The sequence below is a fragment of the Mycobacterium sp. ACS1612 genome, assembly GCF_001667505.1.
Classification (GTDB): Bacteria; Actinomycetota; Actinomycetes; order Mycobacteriales; family Mycobacteriaceae; genus Mycobacterium.
In genome coordinates this window covers 183,000-199,437 of the sequence record NZ_LZHZ01000004.1, presented here as the reverse complement: position 1 = coordinate 199,437, position 16,438 = coordinate 183,000, and the positions used below count along the sequence as shown (strand labels likewise).

At 64.5% G+C, this 16,438-nt stretch carries 14 protein-coding genes; 5 read left to right on the top strand and 9 right to left on the bottom strand.

What is annotated here, in order from left to right; all coding sequences use genetic code 11:
- Positions 1-31: 31 nt before the first annotated feature.
- On the top strand, positions 32-562 hold the full coding sequence (locus A5724_RS02195) for a gamma carbonic anhydrase family protein (RefSeq protein ID WP_067795436.1): 531 nt from the start codon (positions 32-34) through the stop codon (positions 560-562).
- Between the two features lie 19 nt (positions 563-581).
- On the top strand, positions 582-1,562 hold the full coding sequence (locus tag A5724_RS02190) for an MOSC domain-containing protein (protein ID WP_197518515.1): 981 nt from the start codon (positions 582-584) through the stop codon (positions 1,560-1,562).
- Positions 1,563-1,578: 16 nt separating this feature from the next.
- Here the strand turns inward: A5724_RS02190 and araA are convergent, their stop codons facing one another.
- The 8 genes from araA to A5724_RS02150 are packed head-to-tail and all read right to left on the bottom strand — an operon-like array spanning position 1,579 to position 11,091.
- Positions 1,579-3,090, bottom strand: coding sequence for an L-arabinose isomerase (gene araA, locus A5724_RS02185; protein ID WP_067795433.1), 1,512 nt, complete (start codon positions 3,088-3,090; stop codon positions 1,579-1,581).
- Positions 3,087-3,791: an L-ribulose-5-phosphate 4-epimerase gene (locus A5724_RS02180; protein WP_067795430.1), complete on the bottom strand. Its 705-nt coding sequence runs from the start codon at positions 3,789-3,791 to the stop codon at positions 3,087-3,089. The genes araA and A5724_RS02180 overlap by 4 nt, the downstream gene beginning before the upstream one ends.
- Positions 3,788-5,455 carry a ribulokinase gene (araB, locus tag A5724_RS02175; protein WP_067795726.1) on the bottom strand — a complete coding sequence of 556 codons (1,668 nt, stop codon included), beginning with the start codon at positions 5,453-5,455 and terminating at the stop codon, positions 3,788-3,790. The genes A5724_RS02180 and araB overlap by 4 nt, the downstream gene beginning before the upstream one ends.
- 8 nt (positions 5,456-5,463) lie before the next feature.
- Positions 5,464-6,483 carry a LacI family DNA-binding transcriptional regulator gene (locus tag A5724_RS02170; RefSeq protein WP_232004668.1) on the bottom strand — a complete coding sequence of 340 codons (1,020 nt, stop codon included), beginning with the start codon at positions 6,481-6,483 and terminating at the stop codon, positions 5,464-5,466.
- Complete coding sequence (locus A5724_RS02165; protein ID WP_232004667.1) at positions 6,480-7,481, bottom strand: sugar ABC transporter permease YjfF; 1,002 nt, start codon at positions 7,479-7,481, stop codon at positions 6,480-6,482. Before A5724_RS02165 ends, A5724_RS02170 begins: the two co-directional genes overlap by 4 nt.
- Positions 7,478-8,551 carry an ABC transporter permease gene (locus A5724_RS02160; RefSeq protein WP_067795423.1) on the bottom strand — a complete coding sequence of 358 codons (1,074 nt, stop codon included), beginning with the start codon at positions 8,549-8,551 and terminating at the stop codon, positions 7,478-7,480. Before A5724_RS02160 ends, A5724_RS02165 begins: the two co-directional genes overlap by 4 nt.
- Positions 8,548-10,083 (bottom strand): sugar ABC transporter ATP-binding protein, encoded by a 1,536-nt coding sequence (locus A5724_RS02155; protein ID WP_067795420.1) that lies wholly within the window; start codon positions 10,081-10,083, stop codon positions 8,548-8,550. Before A5724_RS02155 ends, A5724_RS02160 begins: the two co-directional genes overlap by 4 nt.
- A 33-nt stretch (positions 10,084-10,116) precedes the next feature.
- Positions 10,117-11,091 (bottom strand): ABC transporter substrate-binding protein, encoded by a 975-nt coding sequence (locus tag A5724_RS02150; RefSeq protein ID WP_067795418.1) that lies wholly within the window; start codon positions 11,089-11,091, stop codon positions 10,117-10,119.
- A gap of 336 nt (positions 11,092-11,427) precedes the next feature.
- Here A5724_RS02150 and chvE point away from each other — a divergent pair, with 336 nt between their 5' ends.
- The 3 genes from chvE to mmsB are packed head-to-tail and all read left to right on the top strand — an operon-like array spanning position 11,428 to position 15,287.
- Positions 11,428-12,516, top strand: coding sequence for a multiple monosaccharide ABC transporter substrate-binding protein (chvE, locus tag A5724_RS02145; protein ID WP_067795412.1), 1,089 nt, complete (start codon positions 11,428-11,430; stop codon positions 12,514-12,516).
- Positions 12,513-14,042 (top strand): multiple monosaccharide ABC transporter ATP-binding protein, encoded by a 1,530-nt coding sequence (mmsA, locus tag A5724_RS02140; protein ID WP_067795409.1) that lies wholly within the window; start codon positions 12,513-12,515, stop codon positions 14,040-14,042. Before chvE ends, mmsA begins: the two co-directional genes overlap by 4 nt.
- Positions 14,043-15,287, top strand: coding sequence for a multiple monosaccharide ABC transporter permease (mmsB, locus tag A5724_RS02135; RefSeq protein ID WP_067795406.1), 1,245 nt, complete (start codon positions 14,043-14,045; stop codon positions 15,285-15,287).
- Here the strand turns inward: mmsB and A5724_RS02130 are convergent.
- Positions 15,284-16,327 (bottom strand): LacI family DNA-binding transcriptional regulator, encoded by a 1,044-nt coding sequence (locus tag A5724_RS02130; RefSeq protein WP_067795400.1) that lies wholly within the window; start codon positions 16,325-16,327, stop codon positions 15,284-15,286. The genes mmsB and A5724_RS02130 overlap by 4 nt on opposite strands.
- Positions 16,328-16,438: the final 111 nt, after the last annotated feature.

The following is a 16,438-nucleotide window of genomic DNA, read 5'->3' as shown; positions in this document are numbered from 1 at the left end:
GTCGCTGGGTTACCTGCGGTATATCTAGACGATGCCGTTGTACTCATTCGAGGGCCGATCGCCGACCGTCGATCCAGGCGCGTTCATCGCCCCCACCGCGACGCTCGTCGGCGACGTCCACGTCGAGGCAGGCGCGTCCGTGTGGTTCAACGCGGTCATCCGCGCCGACTTCGCGCCGATCATCGTCCGCGAAGGCGCGAACGTACAGGACTGCTGCGTGCTGCACGCGCCGCCGGGCATCCCTGTCGACGTCGGCCCCGGCGCCACGGTCGCCCACGGGTGCGTGGTGCACGGCGTGCACATCGGCGCTCAGGCGGTGCTCGCCAACCACTGCACGGTTCTCGACGGCGCGGTCATCGGTGCTCGCAGCCTGATCGCCGCGCATTCACTGGTGGTCGGCGGCACCAAGATTCCCGACGAGGTGCTGGTGACCGGCGCTCCGGCGAAGGTGCGCGGGCCGGTCGCGGGCACCGGCGCTCAGATGTGGGTGGACACCAACCCCGGGGCCTATCAGGACCTGGCCCGCCGCTACATGACCGGAATGCGGCCCGTTTCCGAGTAGCGCGCCGTACCGTGGCGCCATGCCCCTGGGCCAAGTCGCCGAACTGTGGCGCTATCCCGTCAAGTCGCTGGGCGGCGCCCGGATCGAGCAGGCCGAGGTCGGCGCCAGGGGAGTCCTCGGTGACCGGCTCTGGGCCGTCCGGGATGTCGAGAAGGACGTCACAGCGTCGGCAAGGCAGCTGCCCGCGCTGCTGACCGCGACCGCCAGGTATGTCGACGCTGTTCCGCCAGAGGCAGGACCGGGAAACGTCCCCGAAGTGGAGATCACCTTCCCGGACGGCACGGCGGTATCGAGCAGCGATCACGCCGTGCACACCAAACTGTCCGAACTGGTCGACCGCGAGGTCGCGTTGACCGCACTGCCGCCGGACACCAGCCTGCACAAGTTGAGTCGCAGGGAACGCTCTGCAACCATGTCGGCCTCATGGTTGCGAGCCGCCTTCGGGCTTTCGGATGACGAGAAGCTGCCGGATCTGTCGATGATGCGAGTCTCCGACATGGTCAACTTCACCCGCTACTCGACACCTCCGGGCATGTTTGTCGACCTGGCTCCGGTGCACGTGTTGACCACGACTAGCCTGGCCACCATCGGCTCCGAACTCGGAACTGATCTGGATGTGCGGCGTTTTCGCCCCAATGTGCTCCTGAAGGTGGCTGACCCCGACGACGGTCTACCGGAATCACATTGGACCGGAGCGCATCTCGCACTCGGTGGCGCGGTCCTCAACGTGGCGATGCCGACGATCCGGTGCGTGGTTCCCAGCCGCGCGCAACCGGGGTTCGCAGTCGACCGGCGCATCACCAAGGCCGTGGCCACGCGCGCCGAACGCTGCCTCGGCGTCTACTGCTGGGTTGACGCCGCAGGCAGTGTTCGGGTCGGTGACGACGTGGCACTACGGCCTGCCACCGCGTCACGACGGCTTGTCGGCGATGTGGGCCGCCGCGCAAAGCGGATCACATTCGGGTTGGTCAACAAGGGAATCGACCGGCTGACGCGCTGACCGAGACCCACTGCGGTCAGAGTCCCGCCGCGGCGTGGTGGTACACGTCGTTCCACTTGAGCTCACGAAGGAAGCCGCGCACGGTGGTGTCGGAATCGATCACCAGCAATTCGGTACTCGTCATCGCGGCAAAGTCCTCGAGCATCTCCGTTCCGACCGCTGTGGTGAGCACGGTGTGGTGGGGCGCGCCCGCGATCAGCCATGCCTCCGCGGCGACGGACCAATTCGGGCGCGGCTCCCAGACCGCGCATGCGACAGGCAACTTCGGTAACGGTGCGTTGGGCTCGACCACTCGAACCTCGTTGGCCACCAGACGGAATCGGGAGCCGACGTCGCTGATGCCCAGGATCACCGCGTCCGAAGGCGCCGCGGTGAAACGCAACCGGACGGGATCCTCGCGGCCGCCGATCGACAACGGATGCACTTCCAGCGACGGCACACCGTCGGCGATGGACGGGCACACTTCCAGCATGTGGGCGCCGAGGACGCGTTCCGCGCCGGCTGTCAGGTCGTAGGTGTAGTCCTCCATGAACGACGTACCGCCGGGCAGTCCTTCGGCCATCACCTTCACCGCCCGTAGCATGACCGCGGTCTTCCAATCGCCTTCGGCGCCGAAGCCGTATCCGTCGGCCATCAGCCGCTGCACAGCGAGGCCCGGCAACTGGCGCAACCCGCCCAGGTCCTCGAAATTGGTCGTGAAGGCACGAAACCCACCAGTTTCCAGGAACTTTCGCAGTCCGGCTTCGATCTGTGCGCCGATTCGAAGCGACGGGTGACGCTCGCCGCCTGGCCGCAACTCGGGTGCCAAGCGATAGGCGTGCTCGTATTCGCGGACCAACTTGTCGACTTCGCTCATGGGCACGCGCTCGACCACTTCGACCAGGTCGTTGACCGGATAGGTGTTGATCGACGCGCCGAAATGCGCTTCGGCCTCGATTTTGTCACCCTCGGTGACCGCGACATTGCGCATGTTGTCGCCGAACCGTGCCACCCGCAGGGTCGCGAGTTCGGCGTTGGCGAGCGCGGCGCGCGTCCACGCGCCGATACGTGACCGGGTGCGCAGATCACTGACATGCCCGGCGACGGTCTTGCGCGCGGTCGACAGCCGTGTCTGGATGTAGCCGAACTCCCGGTCGCCATGCGCGGCCTGGTTCAGGTTCATGAAGTCCATATCGATGCTGTCCCATGGCAACTCGACACCGAACTGGGTGTGCAGATGCAGCAGCGGTTTCTGCAGCGCTTTCAGGCCTCGGATCCACATCTTCGCCGGGGAGAACGTGTGCATCCACGCGATCACGCCGACGCAATGAGCGTTGTCGTTGGCCCGGCGAATCACCGCCGCGATGTTGTCTGAGGTGACGACCGTCGGCACCCACACGATCTTCACCGGAATCTCGGAGCACGCATCGAGCTGTTCGGCGAGCTGACGCGATTGGTCGGCAACCTGGTCAAGGGTGTCCTGGCCGTACATCGCCTGGCTGCCGGTGACGAACCACACTTCGCCGCCGACCATCCGTGAGTCGATCATCGTGGTGAGCCTTCCTCTGCCACGGCCTGCTGGCCGTACACGTTCTGGTATCGGTCGAACAACGCGTTGATGTCCCGGTCGTCGATGCGGTCGAGCGTGCCGAGCTGCCGTCCGATGTGCACAGTGCGCGCGACGTCCTCGACCATGACGGCCGCCTTGACGGCCAAGCGGGCGTTGGCGGCTACGGTGAACGGTCCATGGTTGCGCATCAGCACAGCCGGAGAACGGCTGTCCCGCAACGTCTCAACGATTCCGCGGCCGATCGAGTCATCGCCGATCAGGGCGAACGGCCCGATCGGTATGTCGCCGCCGAACTCGTCCGCGATCATCGTCAGCACGCAAGGAATGGGCTCACCCCGTGCCGCCCATGCGGTGGCATACGTGGAGTGGGTGTGCACGACTCCGCCGACCTCCGGCATGTTTCGGTAGACGTAGGCGTGCGCCGCGGTGTCGGACGACGGAGCGAACTCGCCGTCCACCAGATTGCCGTACAGGTCGCATACCACCATGTCGTCGGGCTTCAGTGCGTCGTAGTCGACACCGGACGGCTTGATCACCATCAGGTCGTGTCCCGGTACGCGGGCCGAGACGTTGCCAGCGGTCCAGATCACCAACTGATACTTGGTCAGCTGCGCATGCAGTGCGCAGACCTCGCGGCGGAGATCCGCGACGGTCGTGTGGACGTCGGATGTGACGGTCATTTGTCTTCCTCGGCTCGTGCGTCGGCGGATATCGCGCGCAGCGTTCGCATCATCGGGTTGCCGCGGCCGAACCAGTCGTGGAGCTTGACGTACTCGGCGTACAGCGCGTTGTACCGCGCGGCGTGGTCGGGGATCGGTGTGTAGGCGTTGCGGGTGCGCCCGCCCATCTGTTTGGCTGCGGCTGGCACGTCCTGGTAGGCGCCCGCAGCCGCGGCGGCATGGATCGCCGCGCCCAGCGCGGGCGCCTGGTCCGAATCAACGGTCGACAGGGGCAATCCCACGACGTCGGTGTAGATCTGCATCAGCAGCCGGTTCTTCAGGAGGCCGCCTCCGACGACGAGTTCGTTGACGGGGACACCGCTGTTGATGAACGTCTCGACGATCATCCGGGTGCCGAAGGCCGTCGCCTCCAGAAGCGCCCGGTAGATGTCCGCACACGTGGTGGCCAACGTCTGTCCGACGATCACGCCCGAGAGCTGATGGTCGACGAGCACCGACCGATTGCCGCTGTGCCAATCGAGGGCGACGAGGCCGTGCTCGCCGACCCGCTGTCCGGCGGCCAGCTCGGTGAGCAGGTCGTGGACGGAGATGTTGCGGGCCTGCGCCTGCTGGTGAACGGACGGCGGAACGCAGTTGTCGATGAACCAGGCAAAGATGTCGCCGACGCCGGACTGGCCCGCTTCGTATCCCCAGTATCCGGCGACGATGCCGCCGTCGACGACGCCGCACATGCCGGGAACATCCTGCAGGACATTCGAATTCAACACGTGACAGGTCGACGTGCCCATGATCGCCAGCAGTTGGCCGGGTTCGAGGGAATCGGCTGCAGCCGCCGTGACGTGCGCGTCGATGTTGCCGACAGCGACCGGTATGCCTGCTGGTAGCCCGGTCCACCCGGCGGCTTCCGCGGTCAGGGTGCCCGCGGCCGCACCGAGCGCGCCGATGGGCTGGTCCAATTTGGTGTCGACGAAGTCGGCGAACTCGGGATGCAATTCCGCCAGGAAATCCCTGGCCGGGTAGTGCCCGTCCTGGAGGATGCCCTTGTAACCGGCACTGCATGCGTTGCGTACGTAGATCCCGCACAGCTGCCACACGATCCAGTCCGCGGCCTCCACCCATCGGTCGATCGCGTGGTAGACCGCGGGGTCCTCTTCGAGGATCTGCAACGCCTTCGCGAACTCCCATTCGCTGGAGATGAAGCCGCCATATCGGCGCAGCCACGGTTCCTTCCGGTCCGCGGCGAGCGCGTTGATCCGATCCGCCTGTGGCTGGGAGGAATGGTGTCGCCACAATTTCGCGTATGCGTGCGGCCGGTCAGCGAAGGCCGATGTCTCCGACAACGGCGTGCCGTCCGCTAGCACAGGAACCATGGTGCATGCGGTGAAGTCGGTGCCTATTCCGATGACGTCATCGGCATCGATCCCGGCTTGCCGAATAGCCTCAGGGACAGCCTGTTTGAGCACCTGGCGGTAGTCTTCCGGTACTTGAAGCGCCCACTCGGCGGGCAATCGGGTCGTGCCGATCGGGAGGGATTGCGTCAGCACACCGTGTTCGTAGTCGTGCAGCGCACTGCCCATTTCCTTGCCGTCGTCGACTCGCACTACGACGGCGCGTCCGGACAGCGTGCCGAAATCGATTCCGACGGTGTATTTCTGACGGGACATCTCGGTCCTCACTTGGTTTCGGTGTGCGGGCGGGTGCTTGCGCGAACGACGAGCTCGGGAGCGAGTAGCGGTGTCGAGGCAGTGACTCCGTCGAGCACGGCAGTCAGCAGTTCGATCGCGCGCTGCCCAACCGCGTGGAAGTCCTGTCTTACCGTGCTCAGCGCCGGATTCAGTAAAGCCGCCTCGGGAACGTCATCGAAGCCGACCAGGCTGACGTCGTCGGGTACAGCGATGCCGGCTTCTGCGAACGCATGCAGGATGCCGATCGCCATCTGGTCGTTGGCGACGAAGACGGCGGAGAAGTCCTGGTAACGGGCCAACTCTCGGCCGATCTCATAGCCACGCTCCGGACTCCAGTCACCCTCGAGGTCGGCCCGGACCGGCAGACGCGCTGCCTGCATGACCTCGATGTAGCCGGCGCGACGGGCACGTGCCTCGGTCCACGTCAGGGGGCCACTCACATGAACGATGTCGCGGTGGCCGCGATCCACCAGATGGCGTGTCGCCAATCGGGCGCCTTCGGTTTGGTCGACACCAACGCTGAGGCCACGACCGGTCAGTTCACCCTCGACGACGATCAGCGGGATGGTGACGGCCTCCGAGCGTACGACGGCAAGCGCGTCCTGTTGCGTGACGATCATGACGATCGCCTCCACCGATTGGCGACCGAGATAGTCGAGTGCACCGCGTAATTCGTCGTGTGTGACCGCGGCGAGCGTCACCAGGCTGGTGAAGTAACCCGCGGCCCTTGCGGCGTCCTGGATCGAGAACTGGATGCTGGTCGGTCCGTAGAGGGCGGTGTTGCTGCCAATGATCCCGATGGTCTTGGATCGTCTGGTGACCAGAGCGCGGGCGGCGGTGTTCGGACGATAGTCGAGGTGGGCAATCGCGCGTTCCACCCGCTCGCGAGTACTGGGCCGGATGCTCGTCGAGCCGTTGATGACACGTGACACGGTCTGATGCGAGACACCGGCAAGCCTGGCGACATCCGCCATCACAGGGCGGCGCGGGGTCGGCTCCGCCGTCACCGGGTGTTCCTCACCAGCACGCGCTGCACCAGCACGAACACCAACAGCAGTAGACCGGTCATGATCCTGGTCCAGTAAGAGTCGAGATTCTCGGCGGTGACGAACACCTGGATGGTGCCTAGCACGAGTACACCGATCAGCGAGCCAAGCACGAAACCGACGCCACCGGAGAGCAATACGCCACCGATCACCGCAGCGGCGATTGCGTCGAGTTCGAGCCCGATGCCGTTGAGGCTGTAGCCGGACAGCTTTTGCACACCCAGCAGCAAACCGGCCAGTGCGGCGCAGAAGCCACTGATCACGTACACCGAGATTTGGGTTCGCGCGGCGGCAAGGCCCATCAACTGAGCCGACTGCCGGTTGCCGCCGATCGCGTAACACGTTCGCCCGAAGCGGGTTTCGTGCAGTACATATACCGCCACCGCTACGACGATCAGCGCGATGACAACGGTCCAACGGATGAACTTGTCTTCATACAGGTACAGATATTTCAGGCCGAGCGCCCGCATCAACGGGTCCTTGATCGGCAGAGTGTCGACGCTGATCACGTAGCAGAGCCCGCGGGCGAGAAACATTCCAGCGAGGGTGACGATGAACGGCTGAACGTCGAACAGTTCGATGATTGTGCCCATCAACAACCCGAGCACCGTGCCGACGAGTAACACCGTCAGCATCGCGATTGGGGCGGGCCAACCGGATTGGAGGGTTTTGGCCAGCAGCACCGTCGACAGCGCGACGACGGAGCCGACACTCAGATCGATGCCGCCGGTCAGGATCACGAACGTCATCCCGACCGCCAGCACGATCAGGTGCGCGTTGTCGACGAGCAGGTTCAGGAACACTTGGCCGGGGCTGGCGAACTGATAGCGCACGACGACAGTGCCGAAGAGTGCCACAAACAGGACGAGGGAAGCGGCCGGGGACAGATACCGCCCCCGGAAACGTTCGGCCATCATGGACATGTCGACGGGGCGGCGACGCAGAACCTGGGTGCTCACGACGCCGCCACCTTGTCCGTGTCTCTTGCGGGTGCGACATCCTCGGTGCCCGCCACCGCGGGTTGCTTTACCTCACCGCGGCCTCGCCGCAGCAGTCGCCGGAACTTCGGAGCTTGCATCAGGCAGACGGCGATGACGACCACCGCCTTGAAGACCAGAGTGGTTTCCGGCGTTATACCCGCGGTGTAGACCGTGGTGGTCAAAGTCTGGATGATCAAGGCGCCCAGAATCGTTCCTGTCAGGCTGAAGCGACCACCGAGCAGTGATGTGCCGCCGATCACCACCGCCAGGATCGCGTCCATCTCGATCCACAGCCCGGCGTTGTTGGCATCGGCGGCAGAGATGTTGGAGGCGATCATCAAGCCGGCGACGCCCGCGCACAGCGCACTGAACACGTAGACGGCGAACACGATCGTCCGGTTCCGCACGCCGGCCAACCGACTGGCCTCGGGGTTGACGCCGATGGCCTCCAATAGCATGCCGAGCGCACTGCGGCGCGTGACGAGTCCGACGACGGCGAACACGGCCAGGCTGACCAGGATCGCCACCGGAAGTCCCATGACGTAGCCGGCGCCGAGAACTTTGAACGGATCGCTGCTGACGGTGACGATCTGGCCTCCCGTGACCAGCAGCGCGATGCCGCGACCAGCGGTCATCAGCACCAGCGTGGCGATGATCGGTTGAATCCCGAAGCTCGACACCAGGATTCCGTTCCACAACCCGAGCCCGACGGCGACGCCGAGCGCGATCAGCATCGCGGTGGTGACGGCCAGCACACTGCTCCCGTCCGGCGCCGATGCGATGTGGGCGCAGGCCAGCGCCCCGGCGATGGCAACCACTGCGCCGACCGACAGGTCGATACCGCGAGATGCGATGACGAGCGTCATCCCCAGCGCGACGAGCATGGTCGGTGCGCCGTTGCGCAGGATGTCGATCAAGCTGCCGTAGAGGTGGCCGTCTTGTACCCGGATGGTCAAGAAAGCCGGTGTGAGAACGACATTGAGGGCGAGCAGTGCAATCAATGCCAGGACCGGCCATGCGAGGGGCGAGGCCAACAGACGGCGTGTCACTGTTGGGCTCCGCTCGCGATAAGCCGGGTGAGCTCCGAAACCGGACAGCCGCCGTCGATCTGGGCGATGTTGTGTCCATCGCGCATCAACGCGATGCGATCGCTGATGCGGGTGACCTCGTCGAGTTCGGCCGAGATGAACAGCACGGCCATACCGTCGGCGGCCAGTTCAGTGACGAGCTTTTGGATCTGGGCCTTGGCGCCGACGTCGATGCCGCGGGTGGGCTCGTCGAGAATGAGCAGCTTGGGCTGGGTGATCAGCCAGCGCGCCAACAGCACCTTCTGTTGATTGCCGCCACTGAGGTTTCTGATCAGCGCGTTTGGGTCCCGAGGGCGGATGTCGAGCATGTCCATGTACCCGCGGACCAACCTGGTCTTGGCCTTCGCCGACAGCGGCCTGGCGAAGCCCCGTCGGGCTTGCAGCGCCAACACCAGGTTGTCCCGCACGCTCAGATCGCCGACGATTCCCTCACGCTTGCGATCCTCTGACGTGAACCCGAAACCGTGCCAGATCGCCGCCCGCGGCGAGCGCAGCCGCGCCGGTTTACCGTTGACGCTGATCTGTCCGCTCGTCGGTCTGTCCGCTCCGAACAGCAGGCGCGCGAATTCCGTTCGGCCAGAGCCGAGTAGCCCCGCGAGCCCGACCACCTCCCCGGAGGAGATGTCGAGGCTGACGGGATGGACCCGTGGCGCACGGCCGACGGCCTCGGCGCTGACAATCGGTGCGGCGATGTCGTTGCGGTGGGCGCCCGGCTGGGCATCGCCGATTTCGTCGAGCACATCGAGCTCCCTGCCGAGCATCGCGGTGACCAGCTGGTGGCGATTGAAGTCGGCGGTCAGGTACTCGCCGACCCGCTCCCCGTTGCGCAGCACCGTCATTCGATCGGAGATCTCGTAGACCTGATCGAGAAAGTGCGAAACGAAGAGCACCGCCGTGCCGCTGTCGCGCAACTGCCGGATCACCCTGAACAACTCGGCGACCTCGTCGGCGTCCAGGCTCGACGTCGGCTCGTCGAGGATCAGCACACGTGCTGAAACAGCGGTGGCCCGTGCGATCGCGACGAGTTGCTGGACTGCGACCGGATGCGTGCCCAGTGTCGACCGCGGGTCGATGTCGAGTTCAAGGTGCGATAGGAGCTCCCGGGCACGACCATTGAGCGCTCGATGGTCGATGCGACCAAATCGGCGTGGTTCGCGACCCAGCAGAATGTTCTCCGCGACCGTCAGATTGGTGCACAGGTTGACCTCCTGGTACACCGTGCTGATCCCGGCCTCTTGCGCCTGCCGCGGCCCAGAGAATCGGCACGGAACACCCGCCACGGCAATGCTGCCCCCATCTATGTCATAGACACCGGTGAGCGCCTTGATGAGAGTCGACTTCCCTGCGCCGTTCTCACCCATCAAGGCGTGCACCTCGCCAGGCAACAATCGCAGCGTCACGCCGTCGAGTGCCTTCACTCCGGGAAAGCTGACGCTGACATCACACATCTCGACCACAGGAGCCCGCTGCTCGGCGATGGGTGTCGATGACATGGTGACTCGCTTCTGTAACGCTTCGCGGTGCGCTCAGTACTTGCGATCGGGTAGGGCCGCAATGGCCTGCTGCTGATCGAATGTCTTGTCGGGAACAACAACTCGCGGCGGCACGCTCTCGCCTGCTACCACCTTCTTGGCCAGGTCCATCAGTTGCGGCCCTAGCAGGGGATTGCACTCGACGAGGAAGTTGAACTTGCCGTCGGCCAGGGCCTGCATGCCGTCGTGGGTGGCGTCGACCGCGACGATCTTGACGTCCTGCCCCGGCTTGAGGCCGGCCGCCTCGATGGCCTCTACCGCGCCAAGGCCCATATCGTCGTTCTGGGCGAAGACGACATCGATCTTCGGATGCGCCTTCAAGAAGGCCTCCATCACCTGCTTACCGCCAGACCGGGTGAAATCGCCTGTCTGCGAGGCGATCACCTTCAGGTTTGGATTGGCGGCGATGGCTTCAGAGAAGCCCTTGCTTCGGTCGATGGCGGGGTCGGCACCGGTGGTCCCCTGCAGTTCGACGATGTTGACCGGGCCGGGCGCGGCGGCGTACTGCTTGACCATCCAGTCGCCTGCGCGCCGGCCTTCCTCGACGAAGTCGGCGCCGACGAACGTCTTGTAGACGTCGGTTTCCTGTGTATCGACAGCGCGGTCGGTGAGGATCACCGGGATCTTGGCGTTCTTCGCTTCCAACAGCACCGCGTCCCAACCGGTCCGGACGACAGGACTGAATGCGATCACGTCGACGTGTTGCTGGATGAACGAGCGGATGGCCGAGATCTGGTTCTCCTGTTTGCCGTTGGCATCGGAGAACTTCAAGTCGACATTGGCCGCCGCCGCGGATTCCTGGATGTTCTTGGTGTTCGCGGTGCGCCACCCGCTTTCCGCACCTACCTGAGCGAAGCCCATCGTGATCTTGCCATCGGTGGCCGACCCGCCAGGTGCCGGACCGCTTCCACAGCCCACCATCGTTGCTGCGAGCAGCGCACCCAGCGCCACTGCAAGGGTTCTCTTCACCGCAACTCCTCACTTGTTCGGTTGCCGAAGTCGGTCGCTGCGGGCCGGGTCGGCATGCCTGCGCATCGCACCTGCGGGTGTGACCGGCATTACAGTGCGAGGATGTTAGCGTTAACACTCTGAGCGTGTCAACGGTCGGGATCGCGTAGTTCCTCAGGCCGCCTGAGGGCCGTGCCTGCGCCGCACAATTTGCCAAGATGGCAGGTCAACGGGCAATTCCCGCGAAGTTGTTGACAAGCCAGTGAAGTGGCTCACATACTAACGCCCGGCATGTTAACGCTCACATTCTGACCGGCCGCGCATGAGCGCGCCGAGCGTCCCCCGAAGGAGGATCTCGTGAGGAAGTTGATCTGGCTCGCCGTAGTGGCGGTGCTGGCCACGCTGGTTCTCTCGGGCTGCGGTCGGTCCACGGACACCGCCGCCCCCGGCGGCGGGGAGAAGGGCACCGTGGGCATCGCGATGCCCACGAAATCGTCGGAGCGCTGGGTCGCTGACGGCAAGAACATGGTGGACCAGTTCCAGGCGTTGGGCTACACCACCGACCTGCAATACGGCGACGACGTCGTTCAGAACCAGGTGTCGCAGATCGAGAACATGATCACCAAGGGCGTCAAACTCCTGGTCGTCGCGCCGATCGACGGTTCGTCGCTGACCACGACCCTGCAACACGCCGCGGATGCGAAGATTCCGGTGATCAGCTACGACCGGTTGATCAAGGGGACGCCGAACGTCGACTACTACGCGACGTTCGACAACTTCAAAGTCGGTGTGCTGCAGGGTAACTACATCGTCGACAAGCTCGGTCCGGCGCAGGGCAAGGGACCGTTCAACATCGAACTGTTCGCCGGCTCACCCGATGACAACAACGCCACCTACTTCTTCGACGGCGCCATGAGCGTGCTCAAGCCCTACATCGACAGCGGAAAGCTGGTGGTCAAGAGCGGCCAGACCTCGTTCGACCAGATCGCGACGCTGCGGTGGGACGGGGGGTTGGCCCAGTCGAGAATGGACAACCTGCTGAGCCAGGCCTACACCACGGCCAGGGTCGATGCCGTGCTGTCGCCGTACGACGGGATTTCGCGCGGCGTGCTCTCAGCACTGAAGAGCGCAGGCTACGGTAACGCGGCGAAACCGCTGCCCATCGTCACCGGGCAGGACGCCGAGTTGGCGTCGGTGAAGTCCATCGTGGCAGGGGAGCAGACGCAGACCGTGTTCAAGGACACCCGTGAGCTCGCGAAGGCCGCGGTGCAGGAGGCCAATGCCGTACTCACGGGCGGGAAACCGGAAGTCAACGACACGACGACGTACAACAACGGCGTCAAGGTCGTCCCGTCGTACCTGCTGCAACCGGTCAGTGTCGACAAGTCGAACTACAAGGCGGTGCTGGTCGATTCGGGCTACTACACCGACGCCCAGGTGCAATGACGTCGACGCTGTTGGAGATGCGGGGTATCACCAAGCAGTTTCCCGGTGTCACCGCCCTCTCCGGTGTCGACCTGACCGTGAAGGCCGGTGCCATTCACGCCATCTGCGGTGAGAACGGGGCGGGCAAGTCGACCTTGATGAAGGTGCTCAGCGGCGTCTACCCGCATGGGGACTACGACGGCCAGATCCTCCTCGACGGGCAGGTCTGCGGCTTCAAGGACATTCGGTCCAGTGAGCGGGCCGGTATCGCGATCATCCACCAGGAACTGGCGCTGGTGCCCTACCTGTCGATAGCCGAAAACGTGTTCATGGGCAACGAAATCAGGCGCCGTGGGGTGATCGACTGGGAACGTACCCTTGTCGAGGCGCAGAACCTGCTCGACCGGGTGGGGCTGCAGGAGAGCCCGCAGACCCGGGTGGCCGACATCGGAGTGGGTAAGCAGCAGTTGGTGGAGATCGCCAAGGCGCTGTCGAAGAAGGTGCGCCTGCTGATCCTGGACGAACCGACCGCAGCGCTAAACGATTCCGACAGTCGCCACCTGCTCGACCTGATCGTGGACCTGCGGGACCAGGGAATCACCTCGATCATCATCTCGCACAAGCTCAACGAGGTGATGGAGGTGGCCGACACCGTCACCATCCTGCGGGACGGCCACACCATCGAGACGATCAGCGTCGACCAAGAACTGACCGAAGACCGCATCGTGCGCGGCATGGTCGGGCGCGACCTCACGCATCGATTTCCGCCCCGCCCCGACCACGAGATTGGTGACGTCGCTTTCGCGGTGGCGAACTGGACGGTCCTCCATCCCATCGACCAACATCGCAAGGTCGTCGACGACGTGTCGCTGAATGTGCGGGCCGGTGAGATCGTGGGTATCGCCGGACTGATGGGCGCGGGCCGTACTGAACTCGCCTTGAGCGTGTTCGGCCGGTCGTACGGAAAGTACGTCAGCGGTAGGGTCTTCAAAGGCGACCGCGAGGTCAGCACCCGTACCGTGTCGGACGCTATCGACAACGGTATCGCCTACGCGACCGAGGATCGCAAGCATCTGGGCCTGAACCTGATGGACAGTATTGCCGAAAGCATCACGCTGCCGTCGCTGCGCAAGGTCAGCACGCGCGGCATCGTCGATCAGCACGAGGAAGTCAGCGTCGGGGAGCGGTTCCGCGCCTCGATGAGAATCAAGGCATCGTCGGTTTCGGCGATCACGGGCAAGCTCTCGGGCGGGAACCAGCAGAAGGTCGTACTCAGCAAGTGGCTGTTCACCGACCCTGACGTACTGATTCTCGACGAGCCGACCCGCGGTATCGATGTCGGTGCGAAGTACGAGATCTACACGATCATCAACGAACTCGCGGCACGTGGTAAGGCCGTGCTCGTCATCTCGTCGGAATTACCTGAACTCCTCGGCATGTGCGACCGCATCTATGCGCTCAGCCAGGGACGGTTGACCGGCGAGGTGACGCGTGCCGATGCGACGCAGGAAACCCTGATGCGGTACATGATGAAAGGACGTGCCTAGGTGACGACCACCGTCGAGCAGGCGTCTGAAAAGCCCGCGGCGCAACCAGAGTCCAGTGAGCCGACCCCGCCCGGTCTGCGCCAGCGCGTTTCGGGCTTCTTGTTGTCCCATGTGCGGCAGTCCGGCATGGTGGTGGCGCTGGCCGCCATTGTGTTGCTGTTCCAGATCTGGACCGGCGGCATTCTGCTCAAACCGCTGAATGTCACCAACATCATTCAGCAGAACGGCTACATCCTGGTCCTCGCGATCGGCATGGTCATCGTGATCATCTCCGGCCACATCGACCTGTCAGTGGGATCCATCGCCGGCTTCATCGGCGCGATGTCCGGAGTCCTCATGGTGCGCAACGACATGCCGTGGTTGCTGGGGGTGACGGTGTGCGTGGGCATCGGCGCGCTGATCGGCGCTTGGCAGGGCTTCTGGATCGCCTACGTCGGCATCCCGTCTTTCATCGTCACGCTCGGCGGCATGCTGGTGTTTCGTGGTGCGACGCAGTATCTGCTCGAAGGTCAGTCCATCGCTCCGATGCCACGCGGACTCGAGCAAGTCAGCAGTGGATTTCTACCCGAGATCGGGACCAACGCCGTCTACCACTGGCCCACAGTCATTCTCGGCGCCGGCATCACGGTGGCCGCGGTGGTGGTGCAGATCCGTCGCCGGAACTCGCAAGTCCGCCACGGACAGAGAGTGACGGGCACGGCGATCTTCACCGCCAAGTGCGCTGCGATCGTCGCGGCGCTGGCGGCGTTCACGTTGCTGCTCGCCAGCTACCGCGGTGTGCCGATCGTCGGCATCATCCTGGTGGTGCTGACCTTGATCTACGCGTTCGTCATGCGCAACACCGTTCTCGGGCGCCGGGTGTACGCCGTCGGCGGAAACTCCGCGGCCGCACGCCTTTCCGGCATCCGCAACCAACGTGTCACGCTGTTGGTGTTCGTCAACATGGGGATGCTCGCCGCCGTCGCGGGGCTGTTGTTCGCTGCCAGGTTGAATTCCGCGACGCCGCAGGCCGGTATCAACTTCGAACTCGAGGCCATCGCGGCGGCATTCATCGGCGGCGCGTCGTCCAGCGGTGGGGTCGGCACGGTGTTCGGCGCGATCGTCGGCGGCCTGGTACTGGGCGTGTTGAACAACGGCATGTCCATCCTCGGCATCGGCAGTGATATCCAGCAAGTGATCAAGGGCCTCGTGCTGCTGGTCGCCGTCGGATTCGACGTGTACAACAAGCGCAAGGGCGGTCGCTAGCTTCGTCGAGTGCTCTGCCTCACGACGAGTTGTGCGGGCACCAGCACCGGTTGAACGTCGGCGGGTGCGGAGTCGCTATGTTCGATTCGGGCGACGAGCATTTCGACGCTGGTGCGGCCTACAGTGCCGAAATCCTGACGGACGGTGGTCAGCGGCGGCGAGTAGAACTCCGCTTCCGGCACATCGTCAAACCCCGCGACCAGGACGTCGTCGGGTACAGCGCGACCGGCTTCGGCGAATGCGCGCAATACGCCCAGGGCCATCTGATCGTTTGCGACGAACACCGCCTCGACATCTGTGCGGTGCGCGAGCACGATGCCTGCCTGGTACCCGGATGCGGGCGACCAATTGCCTTGCAGCGGTTCGGGAACGGAGCGTTTGGCGTCGGTCAACTCCGCACGCCAGCCGGCCATCCTGGCCTCCGTTTCCGTCCACCCCTCGGCGCCGGTCACATGCCACACGGTCAATGCGCCTTGGTCGAGCAGGTGCCGGGTGACCTGCCGGGCACCGTCGAACTGATCGACGCTCACCACAGGAAGGCCAAGTCCGCCGGTGGCGTCGACGGCCACCACGGGCATGTCGCGACGCAATCGCGAGAGCGCTTCGCGCGTCTCGGAAAGCGGTGCGATCACCACCACACCTTCCACCGCTTGTTCAGCCAATCGGTTCAACGTCCTCGGCAGCGTGGTGCCGTCGATGGTGGACTCGCTGGCCACGCTGACGAAGTAGCCCGCGCTGCGGGCGGCATGCTCGATGGCGTAGAGCATGCTGGCCGGTCCGTACAGTGTGCTGTCAAAGCAGATGACTCCCAGCGTGTTTGACCGGTGTGTCGCAAGCGCACGCGCCGCCAGATTGCGGTGGTAGCCGAGTTCGTCGATCGCGGCGTTCACCCGACGGCGAGTCGACTCCTTGACGGCGGCCGAGTCGTTGAGCACGCGCGAGACGGTCTGATGCGAGACGCCCGCCGCCTTGGCGACGTCGAACATGTTGACCGGCCGACCCTCACGACGCCGCCCGGGTCCCTCGACGCTGCCCGCCATTCGATGCGACCCCTCTCGTGTCGGCGAGGACAAGGTTTGCTGTCGCATAGTAGTCGGAATGTGAGCGCTCACGGGCCTTTGATCGCCCAAATGTTAACGCTAACATTGAGC

Excerpts from the sequence above, each read along its gene's own strand:
- A5724_RS02155 (WP_067795420.1), bottom strand. The coding sequence starts at position 10,083 with ATGTCATCGACACCCATCGCCGAGCAGCGGGCTCCTGTGGTCGAGATG.
- araA (WP_067795433.1), bottom strand. The coding sequence starts at position 3,090 with ATGATCGACTCACGGATGGTCGGCGGCGAAGTGTGGTTCGTCACCGGC.
- araB (WP_067795726.1), bottom strand. The coding sequence starts at position 5,455 with ATGTCCCGTCAGAAATACACCGTCGGAATCGATTTCGGCACGCTGTCC.
- mmsA (WP_067795409.1), top strand. The coding sequence starts at position 12,513 with ATGACGTCGACGCTGTTGGAGATGCGGGGTATCACCAAGCAGTTTCCC.
- A5724_RS02180 (WP_067795430.1), bottom strand. The coding sequence starts at position 3,791 with ATGACCGTCACATCCGACGTCCACACGACCGTCGCGGATCTCCGCCGC.
- A5724_RS02130 (WP_067795400.1), bottom strand. The coding sequence starts at position 16,327 with ATGGCGGGCAGCGTCGAGGGACCCGGGCGGCGTCGTGAGGGTCGGCCG.
- A5724_RS02195 (WP_067795436.1), top strand. The coding sequence starts at position 32 with ATGCCGTTGTACTCATTCGAGGGCCGATCGCCGACCGTCGATCCAGGC.
- A5724_RS02190 (WP_197518515.1), top strand. The coding sequence starts at position 582 with ATGCCCCTGGGCCAAGTCGCCGAACTGTGGCGCTATCCCGTCAAGTCG.